The following is a 26,497-nucleotide window of genomic DNA, read 5'->3' as shown; positions in this document are numbered from 1 at the left end:
CCCGGCACGGGCGACCATGGCGGGGTGGGACACCTCGACGTCAGCGACATCACCTATCACCTGCCCGACGGCCGCACGCTCCTGGACGCCGTGAGCCTGCGCGTCGCGGACGGCGCACGCGTCGCCCTCGTGGGGCCGAACGGCGTCGGGAAGTCGACCCTGCTGCGGATCGTCACGGGGGACCTCGCACCCCACGGTGGCACCGTGGTCCGCAGCGGGGGCCTCGGCGTGATGCGGCAGCAGGTCGCGCGCGGCGACGACGACCGGACGGTGCGCGACCTCCTCGTCGAGCTCGCCCCGACCACCGTGCGTGAGGCGGCGCTCGAGCTCGCCGCGGCCGAGCTCGGGGTCATGACCGTCGACGACACCCCCGCGCAGATGCGCTACGCCCAGGCGCTCGCGGACTGGGCCGACGTCGGCGGCTACGACGCGGAGACGGCGTGGGACCGCGTGACGGACGAGGTCCTGTCGATCCCCTTCGAGCGGGCGCAGTGGCGCGACCTGCGGACGCTGTCGGGCGGCGAGCAGAAGCGGCTCGCCCTCACGGCGCTCCTCGGCGGGCCCGAGCAGGTCCTCCTGCTCGACGAGCCCGACAACGCGCTCGACGTGCCCACGAAGCGCTGGCTCGAGGACCGGCTCGTCGAGTCCCCCAAGGCCGTGCTCTACGTGTCGCACGACCGGGAGCTCCTCGCCCGCACGGCGACGCAGGTCGCGACGCTCGAGCCGACGCCCGGCGGCGGGACCGTCTGGGTCCACGGCGGCGGGTTCGCGTCGTACGCGCAGGCGCGCGAGGACCGCCGCGAGCGGCTCGCGGAGCTCGCGCGCCGCTGGGACGAGGAGCACCGCAAGCTCGTCGACCTCGTCCAGACGCTCAAGACGAAGGCGGCGTTCAACGACGGTCTGGCCAGCCGGTACCAGGCGGCGCGCACGCGTCTGCGCAAGTTCGAGGAGGCCGGCCCGCCCGAGGTCCTCGCGCACGAGCAGCGCGTCAGCGTGCGGCTGCGGGGCGGGCGCACGGCCAAGCGTGCCGTGACGTGCCACGACCTCGAGCTGACGGGCCTCGTGCAGCCGTTCGACCTCGAGGTGTTCTTCGGCGAGCGCGTGGCCGTGCTCGGCTCGAACGGGTCCGGGAAGTCGCACCTCCTGCGGCTGCTCGCGGCGGGCGGGAGCGACCCGGCGCCCGGGGCGTTGCCCGACGCCGCGCCGCTCCCGGGGCCGCTCGGTGCACCGCCCGAGGCCGCCGCCCCGGCTCCTGTCGCCCACACCGGGCGGGCGGTCCTCGGCTCGCGCGTGCGACCGGGGTGGTTCGCCCAGAACCACGACCACCCGGGTCTGCGCGGGCGCACCCTGCTGGAGATCCTGCACCGGGGCGAGGGCAACAGGGCGGGGATGGGCCGCGAGGGCGCGAGCCGCGCGCTCGACCGGTACGAGCTCGTCGCGCAGGCGGGCCAGCGCTTCGAGACGCTGTCGGGCGGCCAGCAGGCGCGCTTCCAGATCCTGCTCCTCGAGCTCGACGGCGCGACGCTCCTCCTCCTCGATGAGCCCACCGACAACCTCGACCTGCACTCCGCCGAGGCGCTGGAGACCGGTCTCGCGGCGTTCGAGGGCACGGTCCTCGCCGTGACGCACGACCGCTGGTTCGCGCGCGGGTTCGACCGGTTCCTCGTGCTCGGGGGCGACGGCCGCGTCGTGGAGACGCCGGAGCCCGTGTGGGACGTCGAGCGCGTGGACCGCGTCCGCTGACCGGTGCACGCGGGCGGTCGTGAGGTGGACGCGCGCGGCCCGCTCGGCACCGTGAGATCCCTATCCTGGAGGGCATGGCCGTCCACAAGATCGTGCTCTTCTACGCGTTCACACCGCTCGCGGACCCGCGCGCGGTGCAGCTCTGGCAGTCCGCGCTCGCCGAGCGCTGGCACCTCACGGGACGCGTGGTCGTCGCGGAGCACGGCATCAACGCGACGCTCGGCGGCACGGTGGAGGACCTCAAGCAGTACGTGAAGACGACGCGCCGGTACCCGGGGTTCGAGCGGATCGACGTCAAGTGGTCCGACGGTACGGGCCACGACTTCCCCAGGCTCTCGGTCAAGGTGCGGCCGGAGCTCGTGGCGTTCGGCGCCGCGGACGAGCTGAAGGTCGACGAGGGCGGCGTGGTCGGCGGTGGCGAGCGTCTGAGCCCGCAGGCGCTGCACGACCTCGTCGACGCCCGCGGGGACGAGGTCGTGATGTTCGACGGGCGCAACGCGTTCGAGGCCGCGATCGGGCGGTTCCGTGGCGCGGTGGTCCCGGACGTGGAGACCACGCGGGACTTCGTCGCCGAGATCGACTCGGGCCGGTACGACGACCTCAGGCAGCGGCCCGTCGTCACCTACTGCACGGGCGGCGTGCGGTGCGAGGTGCTGTCGGCGCTGCTGCGCTCGCGCGGGTTCGAGGAGGTGTACCAGCTCGACGGCGGGGTCGTGCGCTACGGCGAGGCGTTCGGCAGCCAGGGGCTCTGGGACGGATCCCTCTACGTGTTCGACGAGCGGATGCACGTCGAGCTCGGTCCCGGCTCCACCCCGCTCGGGGAGTGCACGGCGTGCGGAGCCGCGACGGCCCGGTACGAGAACTGCGCCGACCCGTCGTGCAGGACGTTGCGGCTGTTCTGCGACGGCTGCGCCGCCGGCGCACGGTCGGTGCGCTGCGAGGTGTGCGTGGGGGAGCGACCGGTCGCGCCCGCGGCCACCCGTGGCTGACGTCGTCGCCGTCCGGCCGCTTTGACCCGGGCGCGCCGACCCAGGTACGCTGATGAGTCGTTGTGCTCTTCTCACGACACCCGTGTCGCTAGCGCGCCCACTCGCTGCCGGCCAAGGAGCGGGTGTCGAACGAGCCCGCCGCGCAACGACAACGCCCTCTCGACCGCCTGCTTCAGCGGCCGAAGAAGACACCTGACAGAAACGAAGGCTACGACCGTGCGTACGTACACCCCGAAGCCCGGCGACATCCAGCGCAACTGGTACGTCATCGACGCGACCGACGTCGTCCTGGGCCGCCTGGCCACCCACGTGGCCACCCTGCTGCGCGGCAAGCACAAGCCGACCTTCGCTCCGCACGTCGACGGCGGTGACTTCGTCATCGTCATCAACGCCGGCAAGGTCGCCCTCAGCGGCAACAAGCGCGAGCAGAAGATGGCCTACAACCACTCGGGCTACCCGGGTGGTCTGCGTGCCACCGCCTACGGCGACCTGCTCGACAAGCACCCCGAGCGTGCCGTCGAGAAGGCCGTCCGCGGCATGGTGCCCAAGACCAGCCTCGGCCGCGCCCAGCTCGGCAAGCTGAAGGTCTACGCGGGTGCCGAGCACCCGCACGCCGCTCAGCAGCCCCAGCCGTTCGAGATCACCCAGGTCGCGCAGTAATCGCCGCCCAGGCGTAGCCGACAGAGAGACGCGAGGACACACCCGTGGCCGAGACCACCGTCGAGACCGACACGCTGGGTGACGAGACCCCCAGCAACTACACCTCTGAGTCCGCAGCCCCCACGGGCCGCGGCCAGAGCATCACCGCCCCCGGGCAGGCCCTGGGCCGTCGCAAGGAGGCGGTCGCTCGCGTCCGCCTCGTGCCGGGCACGGGCCAGTGGAAGGTCAACGGGCGCACGCTCGAGGACTACTTCCCGAACAAGGTCCACCAGCAGCTCGTCAACTCCCCGCTGAAGCTGGTCGACGTCGAGGGTCGCTTTGACGTCGTCGCCCGCATCTCGGGCGGCGGCACCTCCGGCCAGGCCGGTGCGCTGCGCCTCGGCATCGCGAGGGCCCTCAACGCGATCGACGCGGAGAACAACCGCCCGGCGCTGAAGAAGGCCGGCTTCCTCACCCGCGACGCGCGCGTCGTCGAGCGCAAGAAGGCCGGGCTCAAGAAGGCCCGCAAGGCCCCGCAGTACTCCAAGCGCTGATCCGCGCCGTGTGATCGTCGGCCCCGGTGGACTCGTCCGCCGGGGCCGACGGCTTTTGTCAGGAGTGTTGACGATGCCCGGCGTGGGCGAGGGAGGCGGGCGCGCGGTCGACGCGCGGACGCCGTGAGAGAGGGACTTCATGGGACGACTGTTCGGGACCGACGGCGTGCGCGGCCTCGCGAACGGCAACGTGACGGCCGAGCTCGCGCTCGACCTGGGCGTCGCCGCGGCGCGCGTGCTCGCGGACGGGGCCGAGGGCCACCGCCCGCGTGCGGTCGTGGGACGCGACACCCGGGTGTCCGGGGAGTTCCTCGGCGCGGCGCTCGCGGCCGGGCTCGCGAGCGCGGGCGTCGACGTGCGCGACGTCGGCGTCCTGCCGACCCCCGGCGTCGCCTACCTGGCGAGCGCGATGGACGTCGACTTCGGCGTCGTCATCTCCGCGTCGCACAACCCGATGCAGGACAACGGCATCAAGTTCCTCGCGCGCGGCGGCGTGAAGCTCGACGACGCCGTCGAGGACGCGATCGAGTCGCTGCTCGGCCAGGAGTGGGCGCGCCCCACGCACAGCGGGGTCGGTCGGCTGTCGCGCGACACCGGCCGTGCCGGGAGCGCCTACGTCGAGCACCTCGTGGCGAGCATCGGCGCCGACGAGGACGCCAAGCCCCTCGCCGGCCTGCGGATCGCCGTCGACTGCGCGAACGGCGCCGCGAGCGACGTCGGCCCGGCGGCGCTGCGGGCCGCAGGAGCCGACGTCGTCGTCATCAACGCGAGCCCCGACGGGCACAACATCAACGCCGCGTGCGGCTCGAACCACCCCGAGCAGCTCCAGGCCGTGGTCGTGGCGTCGGAGGCCGACTTCGGGGTCGCGTTCGACGGCGACGCCGACCGGTGCATCGCGGTCGACCACGGCGGCGCCGTCGTCGACGGGGACCAGATCATGGGGGTGCTCGCGCTCGCGCTCAAGGACGAGGGCGCGCTGCCCGACGACACGCTCGTCGTCACGGTGATGAGCAACCTCGGCCTCCTCCTCGCGATGCGGGCCGCCGGGATCCGCACGGTGCAGACGGCCGTCGGCGACCGCTACGTCCTCGAGGCGATGCGCGCGCACGGCTACGGGCTCGGCGGCGAGCAGTCCGGGCACATCATCATGTCGCGGTACGCGACGACGGGCGACGGCGTCCTCACCGCGCTGCAGCTCGCGGCGCGCGTCAAGGCGACCGGTCAGAAGCTCGCGGACCTGGCGGGAGTGGTCCAGCGGCTGCCGCAGACGCTCGTCAACGTCCCCGGGGTCGACCGGTCGCGCGCGGCGAGCGACGAGGCGCTGCTCGCGGCGGTCGCCGACGCCGAGGCGGCGCTCGGGGAGACCGGGCGCGTGCTCCTGCGGCCGTCGGGCACGGAACCGCTCGTGCGCGTGATGGTGGAGGCCGCGACCCAGCAGCAGGCGGACGCCGTCGCCGGCGGTCTCGCCGACGTCGTCCGCGAGCGCCTGGCGCTGTGAGCCGGCGGACGACGACCCGTCACGACGTGGCGGCCGTGACGAGCGAGGGACGACGATGAGCGTGCGGCACGGGGTCGACGAGGCGCTGCGCGCCCACGTGCTCGACCTCCTCGACAGCTTCGAGGGCGGGATCCTGCCCATCGTGCAGGCGGGGCACCCGGTGCTGCGCACGCCGGCCGTTCCGTACGCCGGCCAGCTCGGCGACACGTTGCCGGCACTCCTCGACGCGATGCGCGCGACCATGCACGCCGCGCCGGGCGTCGGGCTCGCGGCGCCGCAGGTCGGTCTCGGGCTGGCCCTCGCGGTCGTCGAGGACCCGGGCTCACCGGACCCGGACGACGAGCGCGAGCGCCCCCCGCTGCCCTTCCGCGTGCTCGTGAACCCGCGGTACACCGCGGTCGGTGACGACCGCCGGACGTTCGCCGAGGGGTGCCTGTCGGTGCACGGCTGGCAGGCGGAGCGGGCACGCGCCCGCTCCGTACGGCTCACCGGGGAGGACGAGACCGGTGCGCCGGTCGACGAGGTCCTCACCGGCTGGCCGGCCCGGATCGTGCAGCACGAGACGGACCACCTGCGCGGCGAGCTCTACCTCGACGGCGCCGACCTGCGGACGCTCTCGTCCACGCTCGCGGCCGCGCGCCTCCCGCAGGCCCGCGCGGACGCCTGAGCCGGTCCTGCCCCACGCCCCCGGCCGCGGTGGTCCCCCCGACGTATGCGCCCCCCGGCGGATCTCCCTCGACAGGATGACGACGACGCGTCGCCCGCACGCCAGACTCGTGGTCACCGCCGTGCACGCGGGGACTCCTCAGGGTTCGCCCGGGGGAAATCCTGATGGACGACGGCGGCACGCTCCGTAGGCTGGTCGTGGTACCGGACGCCGTCCCGTGCCACCCCAGCCGCCGCCAGCCTGGCCTCCCCGCCAGCAGACGAACGAGGACCCCGTGACCGAGGCCGTGACGACCTTCCTGGAGAACCTGGAGGCCTGGATCCTCGCGCTCGCGGCGTCCGGGTGGATCTACCCCGCACTGCTCGGCTTCGCGACGATCGACGGCTTCTTCCCGCCCATCCCCAGCGAGTCGGTCGTCATCACGCTCGCCGTCTCGGCGCACGCGACGGGTTCGCCGAACCTGCTGCTCGTCCTCCTCATCGCCGCGGTCGGTGCCTGGACCGGTGACCAGATCGCCTTCGCGCTCGGCCGTGCCGTCGGCACGGAGCGCTTCGCCTTCCTGCGCACGCGGCGCGGGCGCACGGCTGGCCTGGCCTGGGCGCGCGCTCACCAACCGCGGGGCCTCCTTCATCCTCGCCGCGCGGTACATCCCGGTAGGTCGCGTCGCCGTGAACATGACCGCGGGCGCCGTCGGCTACCCGCGGCGGCGGTTCATGGCGTTCTCCGCGATCGCCGCCGTGACGTGGGCGCTCTACTCGGTCCTCATCGGACTGGTCGCCGCGCAGTGGCTCGGCCACGCGCCGCTCCTCGCGATGGCCGTCGGCGTCGTCATCGGCATCGCCGGCGGGTTCGTCATCGACCGGATCCTCATGATGCGCTCCCGTCGGCACGGGGTGATCCCGGACGCCCTCGCGAACCCGGCACCGACGACGGACGCGCCACCGTCCGGCAGCGCCGTGGCGACCGCACCGTCCGACACGGCTGCGACGAGCGCACCGGGAGAGACGGACGCGGCGTCGGGCACCACGACGGGTGGCACCGGGACCCTCCCGCGCTGACGTCGACGCGCTCGCGGACGGGCGGGGGAACCGGCGTCAGAGCCTTGCGCAGACGCACGCGCTGGACCGAGTGGTCCGAGCCCTTCGTGAGCACGAGCGTCGCGCGCCCGCGCGTCGGCAGGATGTTCTGCTCCAGGTTGGGCGCGTTGATCGAGTCCCAGATCGACCGCGCCCGCTCCACGGCCTCCTCGTCCGTGAGGTCCGCGTAGCGGCGGAAGTACGACTCCGGGCGGGCGAACGCGGTGCGGCGCAGCGCGAGGAAGCGGTCGACGTACCACTGCCGCACGTTGCGCGTGCGGGCGTCGACGTAGATCGAGAAGTCGAAGAAGTCCGAGACGGCGACGGTCGACTCGTCGTGCGCGCTCGGCCGAGCCGGCTGCAGGACGTTGAGCCCTTCGACGACGAGCACGTCCGGCTTGCGCACGACCGCCTCGGCGCCCGGCACGATGTCGTACGTGAGGTGATCGTAGACGGGCGCGCGGACCTCGTCGTGGCCCGCCTTGACCTTCGACAGGAAACGGATGAGGGCACGCCGGTCGTACGACTCGGGGAAGCCCTTGCGCTCCATGAGACCCCGACGCTGCAGGCTCCGCGTTCGGGTAGAGGAACCCGTCGGTCGTGATGGCTCGACGCGCGGCGTCTCGGGCCAGCGCGCGAGCATCTCCCGCAGCACGCGCGCCGTCGTGGACTTGCCGACCGCCACGGACCCCGCGACGCCGATGACGTACGGCGTCGACCCGGTGTCCTCGCGCAGGAACGTCGAGGTCGCCTCGTGCAGGCCGGCCGTCGCGGTGACGTAGAGGTTGAGCAGGCGCGACAGCGGGCGGTACACGTCGTCGACCTCCGCGAGGTCGATCGGGTCGCCGAGGCCGCGCAGGCGCGCCACGTCCGCGTCGGTCAGCGGCAACGGCGTGGACTCCGAGAGGCGGCTCCACGCCGCGCGGTCGAGGTCGACGTACGGCGACGACGGACTGGCGATCAGGCGGGTCAGGGCGTCGGTCGACTCGGGCGCGGGGAGGACACCGTCCGATTCTGCCGGATTCCGGGTGGTGCGCGTGCCGAGGAGCCTCGGGTCGGGTCGTTCGGGTCGGTGGAGTCGGTCGGGGCCGGGTCGCGGACCGCCGCCCGCGCGGTCGACGTGCTCGGGCTGCCGCGCCGTCGCCCTGGTCTGTCGGGTCCTGTCTCAGGAGCGCGGCTCTGACGCCCTGCGCACGTCGTCCGCTCCGGCGCCGGCCCGCTCGTCCCTGCCCCGGTCCGCCGCCCGCGCGGTCGACGTGCTCGGGCTGCCGCCCCGTCACCCTGGTCTGCCGGGTCGTGTCTCAGGAGCGCGGCTCTGACGCCCTGCGCACGTCGTCCGCCCCGGCGCCGGCCCGCTCGTCGTGCCGGCCGGGTGGTCGGTCGGCCCGGCACGGGGCCTCAGCGGGGACGGCGGCGCGGGGGCAGGTCGACGGGGGCGCCCGGGCCGGGGAGGGCGAGGTCGGGGAGACGGTCCATGAGGGCGCGCGCGTCGGCCGGGGCGTGGGCGTGGACGTCGTTGTCGAAGTACAGCTCGACGTCGTGGCCGTCGGCGTGCCAGCGGCGCACGCGCTCGGCCCAGGCGTCGAGCACGTGCGGGCGGTAGGCGCTCGTGTAGAGCTCGGTGTCACCGTGGAGGCGCACGTAGACGAGCGGGGCGGTCACCGCGTCGATGACGGGCCAGCGTCCCGCGCCGTCGGAGATCGCCAGGGCGACGTCGTGCGCGCGCAGGAGGTCGAGGGCCGCGGGTTCGGCGAAGGACGCGTGGCGGGGCTCGAGCGCGTGGACGATCGGCCGGTCGGTGGTGACCTCGGTCCAGGGGTCGGCGCGGAGGCGGTCGTCGTGGTGCTCGGCGAGACGCGCGGCGTCGGACGAGGTGCGGGGCAGGAGGTCGAGGAAGGACTCGAGCGTGGACCGGTCGAACGTCGTGCGCTCCGGGAGCTGCCAGAGCACCGGTCCGAGCCGGTCCCCGAGGGCGAGCACGCCGCTCGCGAAGAAGTTGGCGAGGGGCGTCCGGACGTCGCGCAGGCGCTTCATGTGCGTGATGAACCGGCCGCCCTTGACGGCGAAGGTGAACCCCGCCGGCGTCTGCTCGCGCCACGCCACGAACGACGACGGTCGCTGCAGCGAGTAGAACGAGCCGTTGAGCTCGACGGCCGGGAAGGCGGAGGCGACGTGCTCGAGCTCGCGGCGCTGCGGGAGACCGGGCGGGTAGAACCGTCCGCGCCAGTCCGCGTACCGCCATCCGGACAGGCCGATGCGGACGGAGGGCATGCGGACACTGTGCACCGGCACGGGGTGGCTCGCCGCCCGGAGTTACGCAGGACGCCTGACGAAGAACCGGGATCGTGCGCCGCTCCGAGGTCGCCCCGGCCGTCGCTAGACTCGACGACCATGTGCGGAATCGTGGGCTACGTGGGCCCTGGAACCATGGTGGGGGAGGCCTCGGGGCGACCCCTCGACGTCGCCCTCGAAGGACTCGGTCGGCTCGAGTACCGCGGCTACGACTCCGCGGGGGTCGCTCTCGTCGGACCCGACATCGACGCGGTCGCGTTCGCGAAGAAGTCGGGGAAGCTGGCCAACCTCGTCGAGGAGATCGAGCTGCACCCGCTGCCGGCCTCGACGGCCTCGATCGGGCACACCCGGTGGGCGACGCACGGTGGCCCGACGGACACCAACGCCCACCCGCACCTCGCGGACGGCGACCGGCTCGCGGTGATCCACAACGGGATCGTCGAGAACTTCGCGCTCCTCAAGGCGGAGCTGGTCGCGGAGGGCGTGACCTTCCGGTCGGAGACGGACACCGAGGTCGCCGCGCAGCTGCTCGCCCGCGCCTACCGCGACACGAAGGACCTCACGACGGCGATGGGCCAGGTCGCGCGCCGGCTCGAGGGCACGTTCACGCTGCTCGCCGTGCACGCGGACTCCCCGGACACGGTCGTCGGCGCTCGGCACGACTCGCCCCTCGTCGTCGGGATCGGGGAGGGCGAGAACTTCCTCGGCTCGGACGTGGCGGCGTTCATCTCCCACACCAAGGAGGCGCTCGAGCTCGGCCAGGACCAGATCGTCACGATCACGCCGACCTCGGTCGAGGTGACGGACTTCGACGGCAACCCGGCCGAGGCGAAGCGCTACACGGTCGACTGGGACGCCGCGGCCGCCGAGAAGGGCGGCTTCTCGTCCTTCATGGACAAGGAGATCCACGACCAGCCGCACGCCGTCGGGGACACGCTGCTCGGGCGGACCGACACGTCGGGCCGGCTCGTGCTCGACGACCTGCGGATCGACGAGGCCGTGCTGCGGTCGGTCGACAAGATCATCGTCGTCGCGTGCGGGACCGCCGCGTACTCCGGCCACGTCGCGAAGTACGCGATCGAGCACTGGTGCCGCATCCCCGTCGAGGTCGAGCTGGCGCACGAGTTCCGCTACCGTGACCCGATCGTCGACGAGAAGACGCTCGTCGTCGCCGTCACGCAGTCCGGCGAGACGATGGACACGCTCATGGCCGTGCGCCACGCGCGCGAGCAGGGCGCGAAGGTGATCTCGATCGTCAACACGCACGGCTCGACGATCCCGCGCGAGTCCGACGCGGTGCTCTACACGCACGCGGGACCCGAGATCGCGGTGGCGTCGACCAAGGCGTTCCTCTCGCAGATCACCGCGGCGTACCTGCTGGGTCTGTACCTCGCGCAGCTGCGCGGGAACAAGTTCCCGGACGAGATCTCCGCGATCCTCGACGACCTGCGCGACATGCCGCGCAAGATCCAGACCGTCATCGAGCGCGGCGAGTACGTGCGGGCCACCGCGCGGTCGATGAAGGACGCGTCGTCGGTGCTGTTCCTCGGCCGGCACGTCGGGTTCCCCGTCGCGCTCGAGGGTGCGCTGAAGCTCAAGGAGCTCGCGTACATCCACGCCGAGGGCTTCGCCGCGGGCGAGCTCAAGCACGGGCCGATCGCGCTCATCGACGAGGGGCAGCCGGTGTTCGTCATCGTGCCGTCGCCGCGCGGGCGCGAGGGGCTGCACTCGAAGGTCATCTCCAACATCCAGGAGATCCGCGCACGCGGTGCGCGCACGCTCGTCATCGCGGAGGACGGCGACGACGCGGTGCGTCCGTACGCCGACGAGATCTTCTGGATCCCCGAGTCGCCGACGCTGCTCTCGCCCCTGCTCGCCGTCGTCCCGCTGCAGATCTTCGCCATGGCGCTCGCGACCGCGAAGGGCCTCGACGTCGACCAGCCGCGCAACCTCGCGAAGTCGGTCACGGTCGAGTAGACCGGTCACCACCGACCCGGTGCCCGTGGTCCGTCCGGTCGACCGGACGGACCACGGGACGAGGCCGGGACGCGCCGTAGGGTGGGCGCATGATCATCGGGGTGGGGATCGACGTCGTCGACGTCGCGCGGTTCATGGAGTCGATCGAGCGCATCCCTCGCCTGCGGGACAGGCTCTTCACGCCCGCGGAGCGCGACCTGCCGGCGTCGTCCCTCGCGGCGCGGTTCGCCGCGAAGGAGGCGATCGCCAAGGCCCTCGGCGCGCCGGGCGGCATGAAGTGGCACGACGCGACCGTGCACCGCGTCGTCGGAGGACCGCCCGAGGTCGAGATCACGGGGACCGTCGCGGCGCGCGCGGAGGAGCTGGGGATCCGCACGTTCCACCTGTCCATCTCGCACGACGCCGGCATCGCGTCGGCCATGGTCGTCGCGGAGGGCTGACGGGTCAGTCCTGCAGCGCCGGGACGACCTCCCGCTCGAAGAGCTCGATGCCGCTGCGGTCGTACGCCGCCTCCGCGAAGTAGGTGATCGCGTAGGACAGGCCGAGCCCGCGCAGCTCGGTGAGCTTCTCGACGATCTGCTCCGGCGTCCCGACGAGCGGGCCGCGCCGCGCCTTCTCGGCCTCCTCCGGCGCGCGGTCGGGCAGCGTCAGCGCGTAGTGCTCCTCGATCCACGCGATGCGGTCGTCGACCTCGGCCTCCGTCCCGCCGATGACCACGTTGTAGTTCGCGCTGCGCGTGATCTCCTCGAACGGCCGGCCGATCGCCTCGCAGTGCCCCCGCAGCACCTCGGACTTGTGCGCGAAACCCTCGGGCGAGCCGTCGAAGTTCGTGTACTGCGCGTGCTCGGCCGCGATGCGCAGCGTCTTCTTCTCGCCACCGCCCGCGATCCACAGCGGAGGCCCGTCGACCTGCAGCGGCAGCGGGGCGAGCCGCGCGCCGTCGACCTGGTAGTGCGCGCCGTCGAGCGTCGCGACGCCGTTCGTCCACAGCTGCTTGAAGATCTGCACGCCCTCGTCGAGGGCGGCGAGGCGCTCCCCGGCGCGGGGGAAGCCGTAGCCGTAGGCGCGCCACTCGTGCTCGTACCAGCCGGCGCCGATGCCCATCTCGACGCGGCCGCCGCTCACGACGTCGACCGTCGCCGCGACCTTCGCGAGGTAGGCCGGGTTGCGGTACGCCATGCACGTGCACATCTGACCGAGGCGGATGCGCTCGGTCGACGCGGCGAACGCCGCCATGAGCGTCCACGCCTCGTGGGTCGCCTCGTCCGTCGGCTCGGGGACGGTGTGGAAGTGGTCGTAGACCCAGAGCGACTCCCACGCGTTCGCGGCGCCGGGGAGGCCCTCGCCCGCGAGCGCGGTGTCGGCGTGGCGCGCGAGGGAGCGCATGGTCTCCCACTGGTCCGCGGGGTCGATGCCGACGAGGTCGAGCCGCCAGCCCTGGGGGATGAAGAGTCCGAATCGCATGACCGTCACCCTAGGCCGGGGCCGCCGTGCTCGCGTCCTTGGCCCGCCCGGTCTCGCCCTGCGGTCACGCGGTGCGGTGGGCAGGATGGCGGGATGATCGAAGCCTGGTCCGTCGCCGACGTCCGTGCCGCCGAGCAGCCGCTCCTCGACGCCGGGGTCCCGCTCATGGAGCGCGCGGCGTTCGCGCTCGCCACGGTCGTCGCGCGCGACGTCGCGCGCGCCAGGTCGGTGGTCGGTCCCGACGGCGGTCGGCGCGACGGGCGCGTGACCGGTGCCCGGGTGGTGCTGCTCGTGGGGCCGGGAAACAACGGCGGCGACACCCTCCACGCGGGCGCGTACCTCGCGCGCCGCGGCGCGCGCGTGACGGCGGTGCTCGCGAGCGAGCGGGTGCACGGCGAGGGGCTCGCCGCGCTCCGGCGTGCGGGCGGGACGGTGCTGGACGCCACCGCGTCGCGCGAGACGGCGGACCGTGCGGTCCCGGCCCCCCGCGCGGCACCGTCCGGCGTGCTCGACGCCGTCGTCGAGGAGGTGCGGCGCGCCGACGCGGTGCTGGACGGGCTCGTCGGCATCGGTGCGACGGGCGCGCTGCGCGGCGTCGCGGCCGACCTCGTGCGACGGCTCGTGGCCGCCCTCGACGGCGTGCCCCGCCGTCCGTGGGTCGTGGCGGTCGACGCCCCGAGCGGGGTGGGCGTGGACGACGGGACGGTGCCCGGGACCGTGCTGCGCGCGGACCGCACCGTGACGTTCGGTGCCGCGAAGCCCGGCCTCCTGCTGCCGCCCGCCGCGCAGGAGGTGGGCCACGGGGCGGTCGTGGACATCGGTCTCGCGCTCGGCACCCCCGGCGGGCCGTCCCCCGCCGTCCGGCGCCTCGAGCCCGAGGACGTCGCGGCGCTGTGGCCCGTCCCGGGCCCGACGGACCACAAGTACACGCGCGGCGTGCTGGGCGTCGTGGCCGGGACGCCGACCTACCCGGGGGCGGCCGTCCTCGTCACGACGGCGGCGGTCCGCACCGGCCCCGGCATGGTGCGCTACGCCGGACCCGACGACGTCACGCGCGCGGTGCTCGCCGCGCACCCGGAGGTGGTCCCGGGCGAGGGTCGCGTCCAGGCGTGGTCCGTCGGGTCCGGGGTGCCGGCCGCGCCGGGTGCGGGGCAGGACCCGGTGCCCGACGGCGGCCAGCACGACCGCATCCGGCGCGCCCTCGCGGCCGCGACGGGCCCGGACCGGGTCGCCGCGGTCGTCGACGCCGGGGCGTTGTCGCTCCTGCCCGAGCGCTGCCCGCCGTCCGTCGTCCTCACGCCGCACGCGGGCGAGCTCGCGACGCTGCTCTCCGCGCGCGGGGACGACGTCTCGCGGCGAGACGTCGACGCCGAGCCGTGGCGGTGGGCGCGGCGGGCGCACGAGCTCACGGGCGCCACGGTGCTGCTCAAGGGAGCGGTGACGCTCGTCGTCGGGCCGGGCGCCACGTGGTCGCAGGCCGACGCGCCGCCGTGGCTCGCGACCGCGGGCGCGGGCGACGTGCTCGCCGGGGTCCTCGGCGTGCTGCTGGCCGCGCACGGCGAGCGCGTCGTCGAGGAGCCGACGCTCGCGGCCGAGCTGGCCGCGGCCGCCGCGGTGGTCCACGGGCTGGCCGCGGAGCGCGCGAACCCCGGCGGTCCCGTCGCCGCGCTCGACGTCGCGGACCACGTGCCGCGCGTGGTCGCGGAGCTCCTCGCCGCGCGCTGACGGACCGTTCCGCCGTCGGCCCCCGCTCCGCGCGGCGCCTCCCCGCCGCCGCCGACGTGCGTCGGGGCGTCAGGCCGCCGGTACCGTGGGCGGGTGGTCCCCCTGCCCGTGCGCGACGGCCTCAACCCGACGCGCCTCGTCCTGCCGCACGACGCCGCGAGCGTCGCGCGCTGGACGCGCACGCTCGACTACGTGCGGCACCGCTTCCCCGACGACGCCGTGCGCCTCGCCGAGAAGGTCGCCGCGGGCGAGGTCGTCGACGGGCGCGGACGCCCCGTCGACGACCGCACGCCCTACGCGCCGCGGGGCTTCGTGTTCCTCTACCGCGACCCTCCCGTCGAGCCGGACGTGCCGTTCGAGATCCGGGTGCTGCACCGCGACCGGGACCTGCTGGTCGTCGACAAGCCCCACTTCCTCGCGACGATCCCGCGCGGCGCCCACGTGGAGCGCTCCGTCCTCGTGCGGCTGCGCCGCGACCTCGACCTGCCCGAGCTGAGCCCCGCCCACCGTCTCGACCGGGTCACGGCGGGAGTGCTGCTCCTCACCGTCCGCCCGCAGGTCCGCGGCGCGTACCAGGAGCTCTTCGCGCGCCGCGAGGTCCGCAAGACGTACGAGGCGGTCGCCCCGTACGACCCGTCGCTCGAGCTCCCCGTCACGGTCCGCAGCCGCATCGTCAAGCGGCGCGGCGTGATGCGCGCGGAGGAGGTGCCGGGCGAGCCCAACGCCGAGAGCCGCGTGGACCTCGTCGAGGCCGACGCGTCGCGCGGCCTCGCGCGCTACCGGCTCGAGCCCCACAGCGGCAAGACCCACCAGCTGCGGCTGCACATGGACCGCCTCGGCGTGCCGATCCTGCACGACAACTTCTACCCGGAGCAGTACGACGTCGCGCCCGACGACTACTCCCGTCCCCTGCAGCTCGTGTCGCGCTCGCTCCGGTTCACCGACCCCCTGGACGGCCGGGAGCGCCGGTTCGAGACCGACCGGGTGCTCGACGCCTGGTGAGCGCGCCGGTGACGCCCCCGCCCGAGTGAGAGAATCGTGGACCGTGAGCGACACCCAGCGCACGACCCCGGCCGGGCGGCCCGCCGGGACCAGCGGCGGACCCGACGCGCACGCCTACCCGGCGCGCGCCGTCGTCGACCTCGCGGCGATCCGGGACAACGTCCGGGCGCTCGCCGGGCACGCGCCGGGTGCCGACCTCATGGCGGTCGTGAAGGCGGACGCCTACGGGCACGGCCTCGTGCCGAGCGCGCTCGCCGCGCTCGCGGGCGGTGCGACGTGGCTCGGTGCCGCGCAGCCGAGCGAGGCGCTCGCGCTGCGTGCGGCGGGCGTCGGTCCCGACCGGGCGCGCGTGCTGACGTGGCTGTACCCGCCCGGCGCGCCGCTGCGCGCCCTGCTCGACGCGGACGTCGACGTGTCGGTCGCGGCGGGCTGGGCGCTCGACGAGGTCGTCGCCGCGGCGCGCGCGTCGGGCCGTACCGCACGCGTGCACGTCAAGGTCGACACAGGGCTCGGGCGCAACGGCGTCATGCCCGTCGACCTGCCCGCCGTCCTCGACGCGGCGGCCCGCGCGTCCGCCGAGGGTCTCGTGCGCGTCGTCGGCGTCTGGTCCCACCTCGCCTTCGCGGACGAGCCGGGCCACCCGAGCGTCGTCGCGCAGGCCGAGGTCCTCGACGAGGCCGTGCGCCAGGCCGAGGCGTCGGGAGCACGGCTCGAGGTGCGTCACCTCGCGAACTCCGCCGCGACCCTCACCGCGCCGCGGACCCACTACGACCTCGTGCGCCCGGGGCTCGCGGTCTTCGGGATGTCGCCCGTCCCGCAGGTCGGGCCGCCGCAGGACTTCGGCCTGCGGCCCGCCATGACGCTCGAGGCGCGGCTCGCCACGGTCAAGCACGTCGGCGCGGGCCAGGGTGTCTCCTACGCGCACGCCTACACGACGCAGCGCGAGACCGTGCTCGGTGTCGTGCCGCTCGGCTACGGGGACGGGATCCCCCGGCACGCGTCCGGCGGACCGCACGGTCCGACGGCGGCGCCGGGCGGCCCCGTGCTCGTCGGCACCGGGGCGACCGAGCGCGTGCTGCGCGTGCGCGGGCGCGTGTGCATGGACCAGGTGGTGCTCGACCTGGGCCCCGGCGCGAGGGAGCAGGCCGGCGACGTCGTGACGCTGTTCGGCGCGGGCGCCGGTCTCGAGCACGGCGGCACGCCCACCGCGGAGGACTGGGCGCGGGCCGCGGGGACCATCAGCTACGAGATCACCACCCGGCTCGGCGCACGCGTCCCCCGTGCGCACGAGGGGCTGGACGTGCTCGACGACGCCGCGCGAGCCCTCCTGGACCCCCCGACGACCGACCCGACCGCGCCCGAGAGGAACCCGGCACCGTGACCGACACCACCGTCCCCGCCGACGAGCCGCCCGTCGTCGTGCTGCCCGACGCCGAGGCCACCCGCGCGTTCGGCACCGCGCTCGCGGACGTCCTGCGCGCGGGCGACCTCGTCGTCCTCACGGGCGACCTCGGCGCCGGGAAGACCACGCTCACGCAGGGCATCGGCGCGGGGCTCGGCGTGCGGGGCCAGGTCGCGTCGCCGACGTTCATCGTCGCGCGCGAGCACCCGTCGCTCACGGGTGGTCCCGCTCTCGTGCACGTCGACGCGTACCGCCTGGGCTCGCTCGACGAGGTGGACGCGCTCGACCTCGACTCGAGCCTCGACGAGTCGGTGACCGTCGTGGAGTGGGGCAGCGGGCTCGTCGAGTCCCTCGCGGGCGACCGGCTCGAGATCGTCCTGGAGCGGCCGCGCGGCGCGGTCGGGGCCCGCGCCGGCGCGGGCCCCGTCGTGCCCGGTGCGGACGCGCACGACGACGCGCCCGAGGCCGGTGCGCGCCGCGTCGTCGTGCGGGCCGTGGGCGCGCGCTGGTCCGACCTCGACGTCGACGCGCTGGCCCGTGCCGCCGGCGTCCGGGTCGCGGCGGGCGCCGCAGAGCCGTCGGGCGACGCGGGCGAGCCGCCCGTGCGGTCGTAGGCTGGTTCCGTGGCCGTTCTCGCGCTCGACACCTCCGCGTCCGTGACCGTCGCCGTCGTCGGGGACGACGGCGCCCGCCTCGCCCGGCGCGAGGCGCCCGAGCGCCGCCGGCACGCCGAGGCGCTCGCCCCGCTCGTCGAGGAGGCGCTCGCGGAGGCCGGCGTCGACCGCGCGGACCTCACCGCGGTCGCGGTGGGCACCGGCCCGGCGCCGTTCACCGGGCTGCGCGTCGGTCTCGTCACCGCGCGGGCGCTCGGCTTCGCGCTCGGCGTCCCCGTGCTCGGGGTGCCGACCCTCGACGCGCTGGCGGCGCAGGCCGTGAGCGACCTCGGCCTCGCCCCGGACGACGAGGTCCTCGTCGCGACCGACGCCCGCCGTCGGGAGGTGTACTGGGCGCGGTACCGGGTCGTCGCGCACGAGGGCCCGCACGCCGTCCCCGTCGTGGAGACGGTGGCGGGGCCCGACGTCGCTCCGGCCGCGACGGTCGCCGAGCACGCGACGGGTGCCGTCGTCGTCGGGGAGGGCGCGTCGCTGTACGCCGACGTGCTCGACCTCGCGGAGGACGCCCCGCTCGTCCCCGACGCCGCGGTGCTCGCCCGGCTCGCGATCGCCCGGCGCGACGCCGGGGCGGACCAGCCCACCGAGCCGCTGTACCTGCGTCGTCCCGACGTCCAGGCGCCCGCGGGCGCGAAGCGCGTGAGCGACGCCGGGGCGGCCGCGGCGGCGCCCCGATGAGCGCGCGCCGGTACGAGATCCGTCTGCGCCCGCTGCGCGCGGCGGACCTGGACCGGGTGGTCGAGCTCGAGCGCGAGCTGTTCGGGCGCGGCGCGTGGACGTACGGCATGCTGGCCGACGAGCTCGCGGGACCGGGACGCTGGTACGTCGCCGCCGAGCCCGTGCGCCTGTACGCGGCGGGACCGCAGCCCGTCGTCGGGTACGCGGGCCTGTGGTTCGACGGCGACGTCACGCAGATCATGACCATCGGCGTCGACCCGGCGTTCCAGCACCAGGGCGTCGGCTCGACGCTCCTCGACGCCCTCGTCGCGCGCTCGCGCGAGCTGCGCGCGCACGCGGTGCTGCTCGAGGTGCGGGTCGACAACGACGTGGCGCTCGCGATGTACGCCAAGCACGGCTTCGAGCAGCTCGGCATCCGGAAGCGCTACTACCAGCCCGAGGGCGTCGACGCGTACACGATGCGGCTCGAGCTCACCCCGCTGGGCGACGACGACCCCGACTACGGCACCGCGTCGGACGCGGGCAGCGTCCTCGCGTGACGCCCCGGGAGCGGGTCCTCGTCGACGTGCGGGGCCTCGCGGCGGCGCTCGCCGCCGAGCGGCCTCCGGTCGTCCTCGACGTCCGGTGGGCGCTCGGCGTCACCGACGGGCGCGACCGGTACCTCGCGGGCCACGTGCCCGGCGCCGTCTTCGTGGACCTCGAGGCCGAGCTCGCCGCGCCGCCGTCGCCCGCCGCGGGCCGCCACCCTCTGCCCGACCCGCAGGACCTTCAGGACGCGGCCCGGCGCTGGGGCGTGCGCGGCGACCGGGGCGTCGTCGTCTACGACACCGTCGGGGGCACGTCGGCGGCTCGCGCGTGGTGGCTCCTGCGGTGGGCGGGCCACGACGGCGTGCGTCTCCTCGACGGCGGCCTCGCGGCGTGGGAGCGCGCCGGGCTGCCGGTCGAGGCGGGCGAGGTGCGCGCGGAGCCGGGCGACGTCGTCGTCACCCCGGGCGCGCTGCCGGTCCTCGACGCCGACGGCGCGGCCGGCCTCGCGGCGGCGGGCGTGCTGCTCGACGCCCGGGCGGGGGAGCGGTACCGCGGCGAGGTGGAACCCGTCGACCCGCGCGCGGGTCACGTCCCGGGCGCGCTGAGCGCGCCCACGACCGCGAACCTCGGTGGCGACGGGACGTTCCTCGACGACGCGGCGCTGCGCGGTCGGTTCACGGCCCTCGGGGTCGTGCCCGGCACGGAGGTCGGGGTGTACTGCGGCTCCGGCGTCACCGCCGCGCACGAGGTCGCGGCGCTCGCGGCGATCGGGGCCGACGCGGCGCTCTACGCCGGCTCGTGGTCGCAGTGGTCGAACGACCCGGCCCGGCCCGTCGAGACCGGGCCGGGCGCGTAGTCGCTCAGACGACGGCGATCGCCTGCTCGGGCGCGAGCCGCGGGGAGCGCGGGTAGGCGGTGCCGTGCCCGTCGGCGACGCCCACGTTGATGACGAGGAGGGACCTCCACCCGCTGTCGGCGAAGAACTCCGCGTCGATGCCGTCGCGGTCCATGCCGTTCATCGGGCCGGTCGCGAGGCCCGCGGCGCGCAGCCCGACGACGAGGTAGCCGGCCTGGAGCAGGGCGTTCGTGCGGGCCATGTCGTCGCGGACGTCCGGCGCGCCGGCGAGGCTCTCGCGCATGCCGGGGACGTGGGGGAACAGGACGTCCATGTGCTCGTGGAAGGCGGGGTCGTACGCGACGACGAGGGACAGCGGCGCGTTCGCGACGCGCTCCTTGTTGCCGTCGGCCATGTGCGCGACGAGGCGCTCCCGGGCCTCGGGCGTGCGCACCGCGAGCACGCGCAGCGGCAGCGTGTTCATCGCGGTCGGGCCCCACTTGACGAGGTCGTAGACCGCGGCGAGCTGCTCGTCGGTCACCTCGGCGGCGGTGAAGTCGCGCGCCGTCCTGGCCTCGCGGAAGAGGCGGTCGGCCGTGGCGTCGTCGATCTGCAGGGCGGCGGGGGCAAGAGTTTCGGTGCTCATGCCCCGAGCAACAGTCAATTCTTCAACCATCTTCCCGGCAGAGCGTGTGACGTGGGCGACAGCCCGGCCACGTCCGCGCGCGCGACTACCCTGGACCCATGCTCTCTCCTGTGGCCACGGACGGTGGCGAGCCGCTCGTCCTCGGCATCGAGACGTCGTGCGACGAGACCGGGGTCGCCCTGGTCCGCGGTCGCGAGCTCCTGGTCGACACGGTCGCGAGCTCGATGGACGAGCACGCGCGGTTCGGCGGCATCATCCCGGAGGTCGCCTCGCGCGCCCACCTCGAGGCGATGATCCCCACGCTCGAGCGCACGCTCGGCACCGCCGACGTCGACCTGTCGGAGGTCGACGCGATCGCCGTCACGGCGGGACCCGGGCTCGTCGGCCCGCTGACGATCGGTGCGTCCGCGGCGAAGGCGCTCGCCCTCGCGCTCGGCAAGCCCCTGTACGGGGTCAACCACGTCATCGGGCACGCTGCCGTCGACGAGCTGGTCCACGGTGCCTTCCCCGAGCGCGTGATGGCCCTGGTCGTGTCCGGCGGGCACAGCTCGCTCCTGCTCGTGGACGACGTCGCGACGTCGGTGACCGAGCTCGGCTCGACGCTCGACGACGCCGCGGGGGAGGCGTTCGACAAGGTCGGGCGCCTCCTCGGCCTGCCGTACCCCGGCGGCCCGCACATCGACCGGCTCGCTCGCGAGGGCGACCCCGCCGCGATCCGTTTCCCGCGCGGTCTCACGGCGCGCAAGGACCAGGAGAAGCACGCCGACGACTTCTCCTTCTCGGGCCTCAAGACGGCGGTCGCGCGGTGGGTCGAGGCGCGGCAGGACGCCGGGCTGGAGATCCCGGTGCACGACGTCGCGGCGTCCTTCGCGGAGTCCGTCGCCGACGTCCTCACGGCCAAGACGCTCGCCGCGTGCGAGCGGCACGGCGTCGACACCCTCGTGGTCGGGGGCGGCTTCTCGGCGAACTCGCAGCTGCGCGACATGGCGGCGAAGCGCTGCGCCGAGGCGGGCGTCGAGCTGCGCATCCCGCCGATCCGGTACTGCACGGACAACGGCGCGATGATCGCGGCGCTGGGGTCCGCGGTCGTGCGGGCCGGCGTCGCGCCGTCGCGCCTCGACATCGGCGTCGACTCGTCCATGCCGCTGACGACCGTCACGGTCTGAGCCGCCGTCCGCCACCGCGGACGGATCAGAGCGGGCGGCCCGCCCGCATCTCGGCGACCAGCGACCGCACGACGGCGTCCAGCTCGCCGCCGTTGCGCCGGGCGACGGCGCGCTGGCGCTGGTACGACGCCCCGCGCCGCAGGATCGTGCGGACCCCGTCGAGCTCGTCGAGGCACCCGAGCCGCGCGGCCACGGGCTCGAGCTCGGCGAGGAGGCGTGCCACCGCGTCGGTGACGAGCTCCTCGTTCCCCGCACGGTCGAGGATGATGATCGCGTCCATGCCGTAGCGCGCCGAGCGCCACTTGTTCTCCTGCGCGAACCACGGGGGGAGCGTGGGCAGCTCGCGGCCCTCGTCGAGCAGCGTCGAGAAGTGCTCGACGAGGCAGTGGGTCAGGGCGGCGAGGGCGAGGAGCTCCGTGACGTTCGTCGTGCCGTCGCAGATGCGGGTCTCCAGCGTGCCGAACCGGGGCGCCGGGCGCAGGTCCCAGCGGATCTCGCTGAAGTCGTCGATCACCCCGGTGTGCAGCATGTCGGCGACGTAGCCCTCGAGGTCGGGCCACGCCTCGAACTGGAAGGGCAGGCCCGCGGTGGGCAGCTGCTGGAACATCAGCGCACGGTTCGACGCGTACCCCGTGTCCTTGCCGCCCCAGAAGGGGGAGCTCGCCGAGAGCGACTGCAGGTGCGCGAAGCACGTCAGCATCGCGCGCTGGATCGGCAGCACCTTGGCGCGGTCCTCGATGCCGACGTGCACGTGGACCCCGTAGATGAGCATCTGCCGACCCCACCACTGGGTGCGGTCGATCAGGGTGGTGTAGCGCTGCTTGTCCGTGACCTTCTGCTGCGCCCAGCGCGCGAACGGGTGCGTGCCCGCGCACATGAGCTCGACGCGCAGCGGGTCCGTGACGGCGCGGATCTCGTCGATCGAGCGCTCGAGGTCCCTGCCCGCCTCGCCGACCGTCCGGCGCACCCCGCTGACGACCTCGACGGTGTTGAGCAGGAGCTCCTGCTTGATCGACGGGTGCTCGCCGCCGCCCGCCGGGCGGACGGCGTCGAGCACGGTCCGCGCGACCTGCCTGAGGTCGCCGGAGTCGGCGTCGACGAGCGCGAGCTCCCACTCGAGACCGACGGTCGAGCGCTCGGAGCGCGCGAAGGGGATCTCCACGGCCTCAGCCCTCCCGCCCGGTGGTCGTGACCCGGTCGAGGGGGTCGACGACGAGCACGCGCTGCTGCCCCCCGACGCGCGTCAGGACCACCGTGGCCTCGGCGTCCCCGGTGAGCGCGAGCTGCTTGCGCAGCTGCTCGGGCGTGACGGCCGTCCCGCGCTTCTTGACCGTGAGCCGCCCGACGCCGCGCTCGCGCAGGTACGCGCGCAGCCGCTTGAGGCCGAACGGCATCGTGTCGAGCACCCGGTACCCGCGCGCGAGCCCGGCCGCGAGACCGTTCTCGCCCACCGGGGCGGGCGTGTCCGTCGTGACGTACGCGATGGTCCGGTCGAGGAGGCGCCCCTCGAGCTCGGCCGCGGCGTGCCCCACGAGGCCGGCCCGGATCACCGCGCCGTCCGGCTCGTACAGGTAGTGCCCGACGTCGCCCGCCTCGGGCGCGACGTCCTCGTCGCCCGGCCGGTGCGCGAGCGACCGGGCGACGGTGTGCTCGGTCCCGTCGGCGTCGGTCCGCGTGGTGAGGACGAGCGCGGCGCGCCCCGGCCCCGCGGGGGCCAGCGGCCCGAACCACAGCGCGGCCTCCACGACGTCGCCGTCGACCGACACCCACTCGGTCTCCGCGTCGGCCGGCAGTCCGTTGTGGGAGATGCCCGGTCCGACCTTGATCCCCACGGCCGGGACCCGGTCGCGCACGGCCCACACGGCGTCGAGCGGCGGCGCGTAGGCGTGCGGGTCGAAGACCCTCGACCCGGAGCGCGTGCGCCGCGCGGGGTCGGCGTAGACGCCCTCGACACCATCGGCCGCGAGGTCGAGCGCGAGACCGTCGCCGTGGCGCACCTCCGCCTCGGGGAAGTGGCGGAGGTTCACGGTCGCGAGGGCCGCGGTGAGCTCGTCGACGTCCGTCGCCAGAACGTGGAGGCCGGTCCCGGCGAAGGCGAGCGAGTCGGCCCCGATGCCGCACGTGAGGTCGGCGACCTTCGTGACACCGGCCCCGAGGTACCGCTGCGCGTGCCGGGCGGCGACGACGAGCCGGGTGGCCTGCTCGAGGCCCGCCTGGGTGAAGAGCATGCCGTCGGCGAACGCCCCGAACTTGGCGCGCGCGGCCGCCCGCAGGCGCGACTGCGTGAGCGCCGCCGCCGCGAGGTCGGGGTCCACGCCCTTCGCGCGCAGCCCCGCCGACAGCACGAGCGCCTGGTGCTCGTCGTAGGGCGGCAGCGCGCCGAGCAGGGCCCAGCCCTCGGGGCTGAGCAGCTTCGACAGTGCGGCGGCGTCCATGCGTCGATCCTTCCACGGACGTGCGGGCCGGTGCGCCCGGGGGCCGGTGGGGACACGCTGGCACTCGCCTTGACCGAGTGCTAACCGCGACCTAGATTGGGCAACGGGTCGGCGCCGTCAGCGACGGTGGCGACCCGACGAGCGACCCGGCTGCCGGCACCCGCGACGACGGCCAGCCACGGTGCGCTCGACCCAACCGTCAGCAGTTCTCACAGCGAAAGGGGAGGTCCGACGTGTCGGTCCCCATCAAGCCGCTCGAGGACCGGATCGTCGTGAAGGCCCTCGAGGCCGAGACCACGACCGCATCCGGCCTGGTCATCCCGGACACCGCCAAGGAGAAGCCCCAGGAGGGCGAGGTCCTGGCCGTGGGTCCGGGCCGTGTCGACGACAACGGCAACCGCGTCCCCCTGGACGTGACCGTCGGCGACAAGGTCATCTACAGCAAGTACGGCGGCACCGAGGTCAAGTACGGCGGCGAGGACTACCTCGTCCTGTCCGCGCGCGACATCCTCGCCGTGGTCGTCGGCTGACCCAGCCGGCACCGAACGCCACAGGGCCCCGCGACCGTCATGGTCGCGGGGCCCTGTCGTGCCGCCGACGGGTCGCCCCACCCGCCGCGGCGTGCCGGCGCGCTCGTGGTGAGCGCGCGCACCGACCGGTCTGCCGTGCCGCTGCGGTGCGTCGTCGGACCGCAGCGGTCAGCCGTCTGGTGTCAGCCCGTCTTGCGCGCGGACCCGGCGAGGATCGCCGCGCGCTCGTCCTCGCTCAGCCCGCCCCACACGCCGTAGGGCTCGCGCACGCGCAGCGACTGCTCGCGGCACTGCATCATCACGGGGCAGCTGTGGCAGATCGCCTTGGCGGCCTCCGCGCGTCGTCGCCGCGTCGAGCCTCGCTCGCCCTCGGGGTGGAAGAACAGCGTGTCGTCCTGATCGCGGCACGAACCCTGGTACTGCCATTCCCAGAGTTCCATCACCGGTCCGGGGAGCCTCGAGATCTCTGCCATGGCGAACAACCTACAAGCGTTGCAGGGGTTGTTCAAGTCCCTGTGTCGATCTCGTGAATCCGCAGGTCGTGGCGAGGTCTCCCCGCACATGTCTCCAGCATCGCGTCAGCGACCGCCCACGCGGGCGCGACCACGGGCCCGGAGCGGCCGGCGGCGCGATGCCTCGGCGCTCTGGCGCGTTCGTCCGCGCTCTGAACAAGTGCTGCACAGCGCGCGACGCGAACGAGGTCACGGTGTGGTCGAGGTGGGGTCCGGCGAGTGGCGGGACCTGGTCGTGATCGGCAGAATCGATCCATGACCTCCGTGCGGTCCGCCCCCGACCCCGAGGGAGCCCGACCGACCATGTCCCACAGTCCCGGTCTCGCCGTCGCCGTCGTCGCCCGACGCCTCGGCGTCGCTCCGGCGACCCTGCGCACCTGGGACAGGCGCTACGGGCTGGGCCCCTCCGAGCACCAGGCAGGTTCGCACCGTCGCTACACCGACGACGACGTCGCGCGCCTGTTCATCATGCGGCGCCTCACGCTCGAGGGCGTGGCGCCGGCCGACGCCGCCCGGAACGCCCTCGCGGCCGACGGCGACGAGCTCGCCGCCCACCGGGGGGCGAACGTCGCCCTGGAGGCGGCGGAGAGCCCCGACGGCGCCCAGGACGACCTCGACGACGCGGACGAGCCGGACGACGCGGGCGACCGGGCGTCCGTCGCGACGGTGCCCCGCACCGCCGGGCCGCGGCCCTTCCTGCGTGCCGTCACGGGCGGGGACAAGCGCGAACCCGCCGCTCCCCAGCTCGGCGGGCTGCGCGACGCCCGGCCGGTGACGGTCTCCGACGCGGTCGACGCCGCCATCGCGTACGACCAGCGCACGTGCGACCGCCTGCTGCGCATCCCGACGGGGACCGACCCGGCCGACTGGTGGTCCGACCTCGTCGAGCCGGCGCTCGAGCGCCTCGCGGAGCGGACGGTCCTGGCCACGTCCGGCGAGGTGCCCGAGGTCGTCCTCGCGAACGCGACGCTCGGGGCCCTGCGCGAGTACACCCAGGCGCGCGAGGACGCGATCGTCGCCGCGGGCGGGCCCCCGCGCAACCACCCCAGCCGGATGCGACGCATCGTGCTCGTGTTCGCCGCGCCGGACGAGCCGCTGCCCCTCGCCGCGCACGCGCTCGCGGCCGCGCTCGGCTCGCACGGCGCGATGGCGCGGATCGTCACCGGCCCGGCCAACGTCCACCGCACGCTCGAGCTCGTGACGATGGTCCGGCCCGCCGCCGTCGCGATGGTGACGACGCAGACGCGGCCCGACCTCGGCATCGTCCACGCGACGTTCGAGGCGAACCCCGGGCTCCCGGTGTTCGTCGGACTGCCCAGCGACGACGTCGCGGCCGACCTCCCGCTCGCGCCCACGGTGCACCGCGTCCGGAGCTTCCCGGGGCTGCTGCACGAGCTCCTCGCCGTGGTGCGCTGACCGCCGCGCCCTGCCGGCCCGGGGCGCCGCCGTTCCCGTCCCTGGCGCGCCC

The 26,497-nt window shown here is 74.8% G+C and carries 26 protein-coding genes and 1 pseudogene; 19 read left to right on the top strand and 8 right to left on the bottom strand.

What is annotated here, in order from left to right; translation table 11 throughout:
- Window positions 1-24: 24 nt before the first annotated feature.
- The 6 genes from ACWPWV_RS01745 to ACWPWV_RS01720 all read left to right on the top strand — a co-directional run bounded on the left by ACWPWV_RS01745 (window position 25) and on the right by ACWPWV_RS01720 (window position 6,090).
- Window positions 25-1,743, top strand: coding sequence for an ABC-F family ATP-binding cassette domain-containing protein (locus tag ACWPWV_RS01745; protein ID WP_454041276.1), 1,719 nt, complete (start codon window positions 25-27; stop codon window positions 1,741-1,743).
- Between the two features lie 74 nt (window positions 1,744-1,817).
- Window positions 1,818-2,732 (top strand): oxygen-dependent tRNA uridine(34) hydroxylase TrhO, encoded by a 915-nt coding sequence (gene trhO, locus ACWPWV_RS01740; protein ID WP_454041275.1) that lies wholly within the window; start codon window positions 1,818-1,820, stop codon window positions 2,730-2,732.
- 216 nt (window positions 2,733-2,948) lie between these two features.
- Entirely contained in the window at window positions 2,949-3,392 is a 444-nt protein-coding gene (gene rplM, locus ACWPWV_RS01735) for a 50S ribosomal protein L13 (protein ID WP_251153559.1), read from the top strand.
- Between the two features lie 44 nt (window positions 3,393-3,436).
- Window positions 3,437-3,925: a 30S ribosomal protein S9 gene (rpsI, locus tag ACWPWV_RS01730; RefSeq protein WP_454041274.1), complete on the top strand. Its 489-nt coding sequence runs from the start codon at window positions 3,437-3,439 to the stop codon at window positions 3,923-3,925.
- A 139-nt stretch (window positions 3,926-4,064) separates the two neighbouring features.
- On the top strand, window positions 4,065-5,423 hold the full coding sequence (glmM, locus tag ACWPWV_RS01725; protein WP_454041273.1) for a phosphoglucosamine mutase: 1,359 nt from the start codon (window positions 4,065-4,067) through the stop codon (window positions 5,421-5,423).
- A gap of 55 nt (window positions 5,424-5,478) precedes the next feature.
- Window positions 5,479-6,090, top strand: a complete 612-nt coding sequence (locus ACWPWV_RS01720; RefSeq protein WP_454041272.1) for a peptide deformylase — start codon at window positions 5,479-5,481, stop codon at window positions 6,088-6,090.
- 348 nt (window positions 6,091-6,438) lie between these two features.
- Here the strand turns inward: ACWPWV_RS01720 and ACWPWV_RS01715 are convergent, their stop codons facing one another.
- Window positions 6,439-6,570 (bottom strand): hypothetical protein, encoded by a 132-nt coding sequence (locus ACWPWV_RS01715; protein WP_454041271.1) that lies wholly within the window; start codon window positions 6,568-6,570, stop codon window positions 6,439-6,441.
- 11 nt (window positions 6,571-6,581) lie between these two features.
- Here ACWPWV_RS01715 and ACWPWV_RS01710 point away from each other — a divergent pair.
- A pseudogene (locus tag ACWPWV_RS01710) lies at window positions 6,582-6,800 on the top strand (hypothetical protein); the annotation flags it as partial.
- A 157-nt stretch (window positions 6,801-6,957) separates the two neighbouring features.
- Here ACWPWV_RS01710 and coaA read toward each other — a convergent pair.
- Both coaA and ACWPWV_RS01700 read right to left on the bottom strand, forming a co-directional pair.
- Window positions 6,958-8,127: a type I pantothenate kinase gene (gene coaA / locus ACWPWV_RS01705; protein ID WP_454042786.1), complete on the bottom strand. Its 1,170-nt coding sequence runs from the start codon at window positions 8,125-8,127 to the stop codon at window positions 6,958-6,960.
- A gap of 437 nt (window positions 8,128-8,564) precedes the next feature.
- A complete protein-coding gene (locus ACWPWV_RS01700; RefSeq protein WP_454041270.1) occupies window positions 8,565-9,437 on the bottom strand; it encodes a DUF72 domain-containing protein in 873 nt (290 codons plus the stop codon).
- A 120-nt stretch (window positions 9,438-9,557) separates the two neighbouring features.
- Between ACWPWV_RS01700 and glmS the strand changes: the two genes are divergently transcribed.
- Both glmS and ACWPWV_RS01690 read left to right on the top strand, forming a co-directional pair.
- Window positions 9,558-11,435, top strand: coding sequence for a glutamine--fructose-6-phosphate transaminase (isomerizing) (gene glmS / locus ACWPWV_RS01695; protein ID WP_454041269.1), 1,878 nt, complete (start codon window positions 9,558-9,560; stop codon window positions 11,433-11,435).
- Between the two features lie 89 nt (window positions 11,436-11,524).
- On the top strand, window positions 11,525-11,875 hold the full coding sequence (locus ACWPWV_RS01690; protein WP_454041268.1) for a holo-ACP synthase: 351 nt from the start codon (window positions 11,525-11,527) through the stop codon (window positions 11,873-11,875).
- Between the two features lie 4 nt (window positions 11,876-11,879).
- Here the strand turns inward: ACWPWV_RS01690 and ACWPWV_RS01685 are convergent, their stop codons facing one another.
- A complete protein-coding gene (locus ACWPWV_RS01685) occupies window positions 11,880-12,899 on the bottom strand; it encodes an LLM class F420-dependent oxidoreductase (protein ID WP_454041267.1) in 1,020 nt (339 codons plus the stop codon).
- 93 nt (window positions 12,900-12,992) lie between these two features.
- Between ACWPWV_RS01685 and ACWPWV_RS01680 the strand changes: the two genes are divergently transcribed.
- The 7 genes from ACWPWV_RS01680 (at window position 12,993) to ACWPWV_RS01650 (ending at window position 19,761) form a co-directional block, all read left to right on the top strand.
- Complete coding sequence (locus ACWPWV_RS01680; RefSeq protein WP_454041266.1) at window positions 12,993-14,624, top strand: bifunctional ADP-dependent NAD(P)H-hydrate dehydratase/NAD(P)H-hydrate epimerase; 1,632 nt, start codon at window positions 12,993-12,995, stop codon at window positions 14,622-14,624.
- Between the two features lie 93 nt (window positions 14,625-14,717).
- Window positions 14,718-15,626, top strand: coding sequence for a pseudouridine synthase (locus ACWPWV_RS01675; RefSeq protein WP_454041265.1), 909 nt, complete (start codon window positions 14,718-14,720; stop codon window positions 15,624-15,626).
- Between the two features lie 43 nt (window positions 15,627-15,669).
- The gene (gene alr, locus ACWPWV_RS01670) at window positions 15,670-17,007 is read left to right on the top strand and encodes an alanine racemase (RefSeq protein ID WP_454041264.1); all 1,338 of its coding nucleotides are present in this window, start codon (window positions 15,670-15,672) and stop codon (window positions 17,005-17,007) included.
- Window positions 17,004-17,642, top strand: coding sequence for a tRNA (adenosine(37)-N6)-threonylcarbamoyltransferase complex ATPase subunit type 1 TsaE (gene tsaE, locus ACWPWV_RS01665; protein ID WP_454041263.1), 639 nt, complete (start codon window positions 17,004-17,006; stop codon window positions 17,640-17,642). Before alr ends, tsaE begins: the two co-directional genes overlap by 4 nt.
- A gap of 9 nt (window positions 17,643-17,651) precedes the next feature.
- Window positions 17,652-18,377, top strand: coding sequence for a tRNA (adenosine(37)-N6)-threonylcarbamoyltransferase complex dimerization subunit type 1 TsaB (tsaB, locus tag ACWPWV_RS01660; RefSeq protein WP_454041262.1), 726 nt, complete (start codon window positions 17,652-17,654; stop codon window positions 18,375-18,377).
- Window positions 18,374-18,916 (top strand): ribosomal protein S18-alanine N-acetyltransferase, encoded by a 543-nt coding sequence (rimI, locus tag ACWPWV_RS01655; protein ID WP_454041261.1) that lies wholly within the window; start codon window positions 18,374-18,376, stop codon window positions 18,914-18,916. Before tsaB ends, rimI begins: the two co-directional genes overlap by 4 nt.
- Entirely contained in the window at window positions 18,913-19,761 is an 849-nt protein-coding gene (locus ACWPWV_RS01650; protein WP_454041260.1) for a sulfurtransferase, read from the top strand. The genes rimI and ACWPWV_RS01650 overlap by 4 nt, the downstream gene beginning before the upstream one ends.
- 4 nt (window positions 19,762-19,765) lie before the next feature.
- Here the strand turns inward: ACWPWV_RS01650 and ACWPWV_RS01645 are convergent, their stop codons facing one another.
- Window positions 19,766-20,386, bottom strand: coding sequence for a malonic semialdehyde reductase (locus ACWPWV_RS01645; RefSeq protein ID WP_454041259.1), 621 nt, complete (start codon window positions 20,384-20,386; stop codon window positions 19,766-19,768).
- 98 nt (window positions 20,387-20,484) lie between these two features.
- Here ACWPWV_RS01645 and tsaD point away from each other — a divergent pair, with 98 nt between their 5' ends.
- A complete protein-coding gene (gene tsaD, locus ACWPWV_RS01640; protein ID WP_454041258.1) occupies window positions 20,485-21,552 on the top strand; it encodes a tRNA (adenosine(37)-N6)-threonylcarbamoyltransferase complex transferase subunit TsaD in 1,068 nt (355 codons plus the stop codon).
- Between the two features lie 25 nt (window positions 21,553-21,577).
- Here tsaD and ACWPWV_RS01635 read toward each other — a convergent pair whose 3' ends face one another.
- Window positions 21,578-22,714, bottom strand: coding sequence for a glutamate--cysteine ligase (locus tag ACWPWV_RS01635; RefSeq protein ID WP_454041257.1), 1,137 nt, complete (start codon window positions 22,712-22,714; stop codon window positions 21,578-21,580).
- Between the two features lie 4 nt (window positions 22,715-22,718).
- Window positions 22,719-23,987, bottom strand: coding sequence for a THUMP-like domain-containing protein (locus ACWPWV_RS01630; RefSeq protein ID WP_454041256.1), 1,269 nt, complete (start codon window positions 23,985-23,987; stop codon window positions 22,719-22,721).
- 233 nt (window positions 23,988-24,220) lie between these two features.
- On the opposite strand from ACWPWV_RS01630, the gene groES reads away from it, so the two are divergent.
- On the top strand, window positions 24,221-24,517 hold the full coding sequence (groES, locus tag ACWPWV_RS01625) for a co-chaperone GroES (protein ID WP_021482870.1): 297 nt from the start codon (window positions 24,221-24,223) through the stop codon (window positions 24,515-24,517).
- A gap of 182 nt (window positions 24,518-24,699) precedes the next feature.
- Here groES and ACWPWV_RS01620 read toward each other — a convergent pair whose 3' ends face one another.
- On the bottom strand, window positions 24,700-24,990 hold the full coding sequence (locus ACWPWV_RS01620) for a WhiB family transcriptional regulator (RefSeq protein WP_251153581.1): 291 nt from the start codon (window positions 24,988-24,990) through the stop codon (window positions 24,700-24,702).
- Between the two features lie 342 nt (window positions 24,991-25,332).
- On the opposite strand from ACWPWV_RS01620, the gene ACWPWV_RS01615 reads away from it, so the two are divergent.
- Window positions 25,333-26,445, top strand: a complete 1,113-nt coding sequence (locus ACWPWV_RS01615) for a MerR family transcriptional regulator (RefSeq protein ID WP_454041255.1) — start codon at window positions 25,333-25,335, stop codon at window positions 26,443-26,445.
- The last annotated feature ends 52 nt before the right edge of the window (window positions 26,446-26,497 follow it).

Source organism: Cellulosimicrobium sp. Marseille-Q8652, from assembly GCF_965112045.1.
The sequence above is the reverse complement of the archived record's forward strand: the minus strand, read 5'-3'. Positions and strand labels throughout refer to the sequence as shown.

Bases quoted from the DNA above. Each gene is read 5' to 3' on its own strand.
- trhO (WP_454041275.1), top strand. From the start codon at position 1,818: ATGGCCGTCCACAAGATCGTGCTCTTCTACGCGTTCACACCGCTCGCG.
- glmM (WP_454041273.1), top strand. From the start codon at position 4,065: ATGGGACGACTGTTCGGGACCGACGGCGTGCGCGGCCTCGCGAACGGC.
- ACWPWV_RS01720 (WP_454041272.1), top strand. From the start codon at position 5,479: ATGAGCGTGCGGCACGGGGTCGACGAGGCGCTGCGCGCCCACGTGCTC.
- ACWPWV_RS01715 (WP_454041271.1), bottom strand. From the start codon at position 6,570: ATGAGGAGGACGAGCAGCAGGTTCGGCGAACCCGTCGCGTGCGCCGAG.
- ACWPWV_RS01700 (WP_454041270.1), bottom strand. From the start codon at position 9,437: ATGCCCTCCGTCCGCATCGGCCTGTCCGGATGGCGGTACGCGGACTGG.
- glmS (WP_454041269.1), top strand. From the start codon at position 9,558: ATGTGCGGAATCGTGGGCTACGTGGGCCCTGGAACCATGGTGGGGGAG.
- ACWPWV_RS01690 (WP_454041268.1), top strand. From the start codon at position 11,525: ATGATCATCGGGGTGGGGATCGACGTCGTCGACGTCGCGCGGTTCATG.
- ACWPWV_RS01685 (WP_454041267.1), bottom strand. From the start codon at position 12,899: ATGCGATTCGGACTCTTCATCCCCCAGGGCTGGCGGCTCGACCTCGTC.
- ACWPWV_RS01680 (WP_454041266.1), top strand. From the start codon at position 12,993: ATGATCGAAGCCTGGTCCGTCGCCGACGTCCGTGCCGCCGAGCAGCCG.
- rimI (WP_454041261.1), top strand. From the start codon at position 18,374: ATGAGCGCGCGCCGGTACGAGATCCGTCTGCGCCCGCTGCGCGCGGCG.
- ACWPWV_RS01645 (WP_454041259.1), bottom strand. From the start codon at position 20,386: ATGAGCACCGAAACTCTTGCCCCCGCCGCCCTGCAGATCGACGACGCC.
- tsaD (WP_454041258.1), top strand. From the start codon at position 20,485: ATGCTCTCTCCTGTGGCCACGGACGGTGGCGAGCCGCTCGTCCTCGGC.
- ACWPWV_RS01630 (WP_454041256.1), bottom strand. From the start codon at position 23,987: ATGGACGCCGCCGCACTGTCGAAGCTGCTCAGCCCCGAGGGCTGGGCC.
- ACWPWV_RS01620 (WP_251153581.1), bottom strand. From the start codon at position 24,990: ATGGCAGAGATCTCGAGGCTCCCCGGACCGGTGATGGAACTCTGGGAA.
- ACWPWV_RS01615 (WP_454041255.1), top strand. From the start codon at position 25,333: ATGTCCCACAGTCCCGGTCTCGCCGTCGCCGTCGTCGCCCGACGCCTC.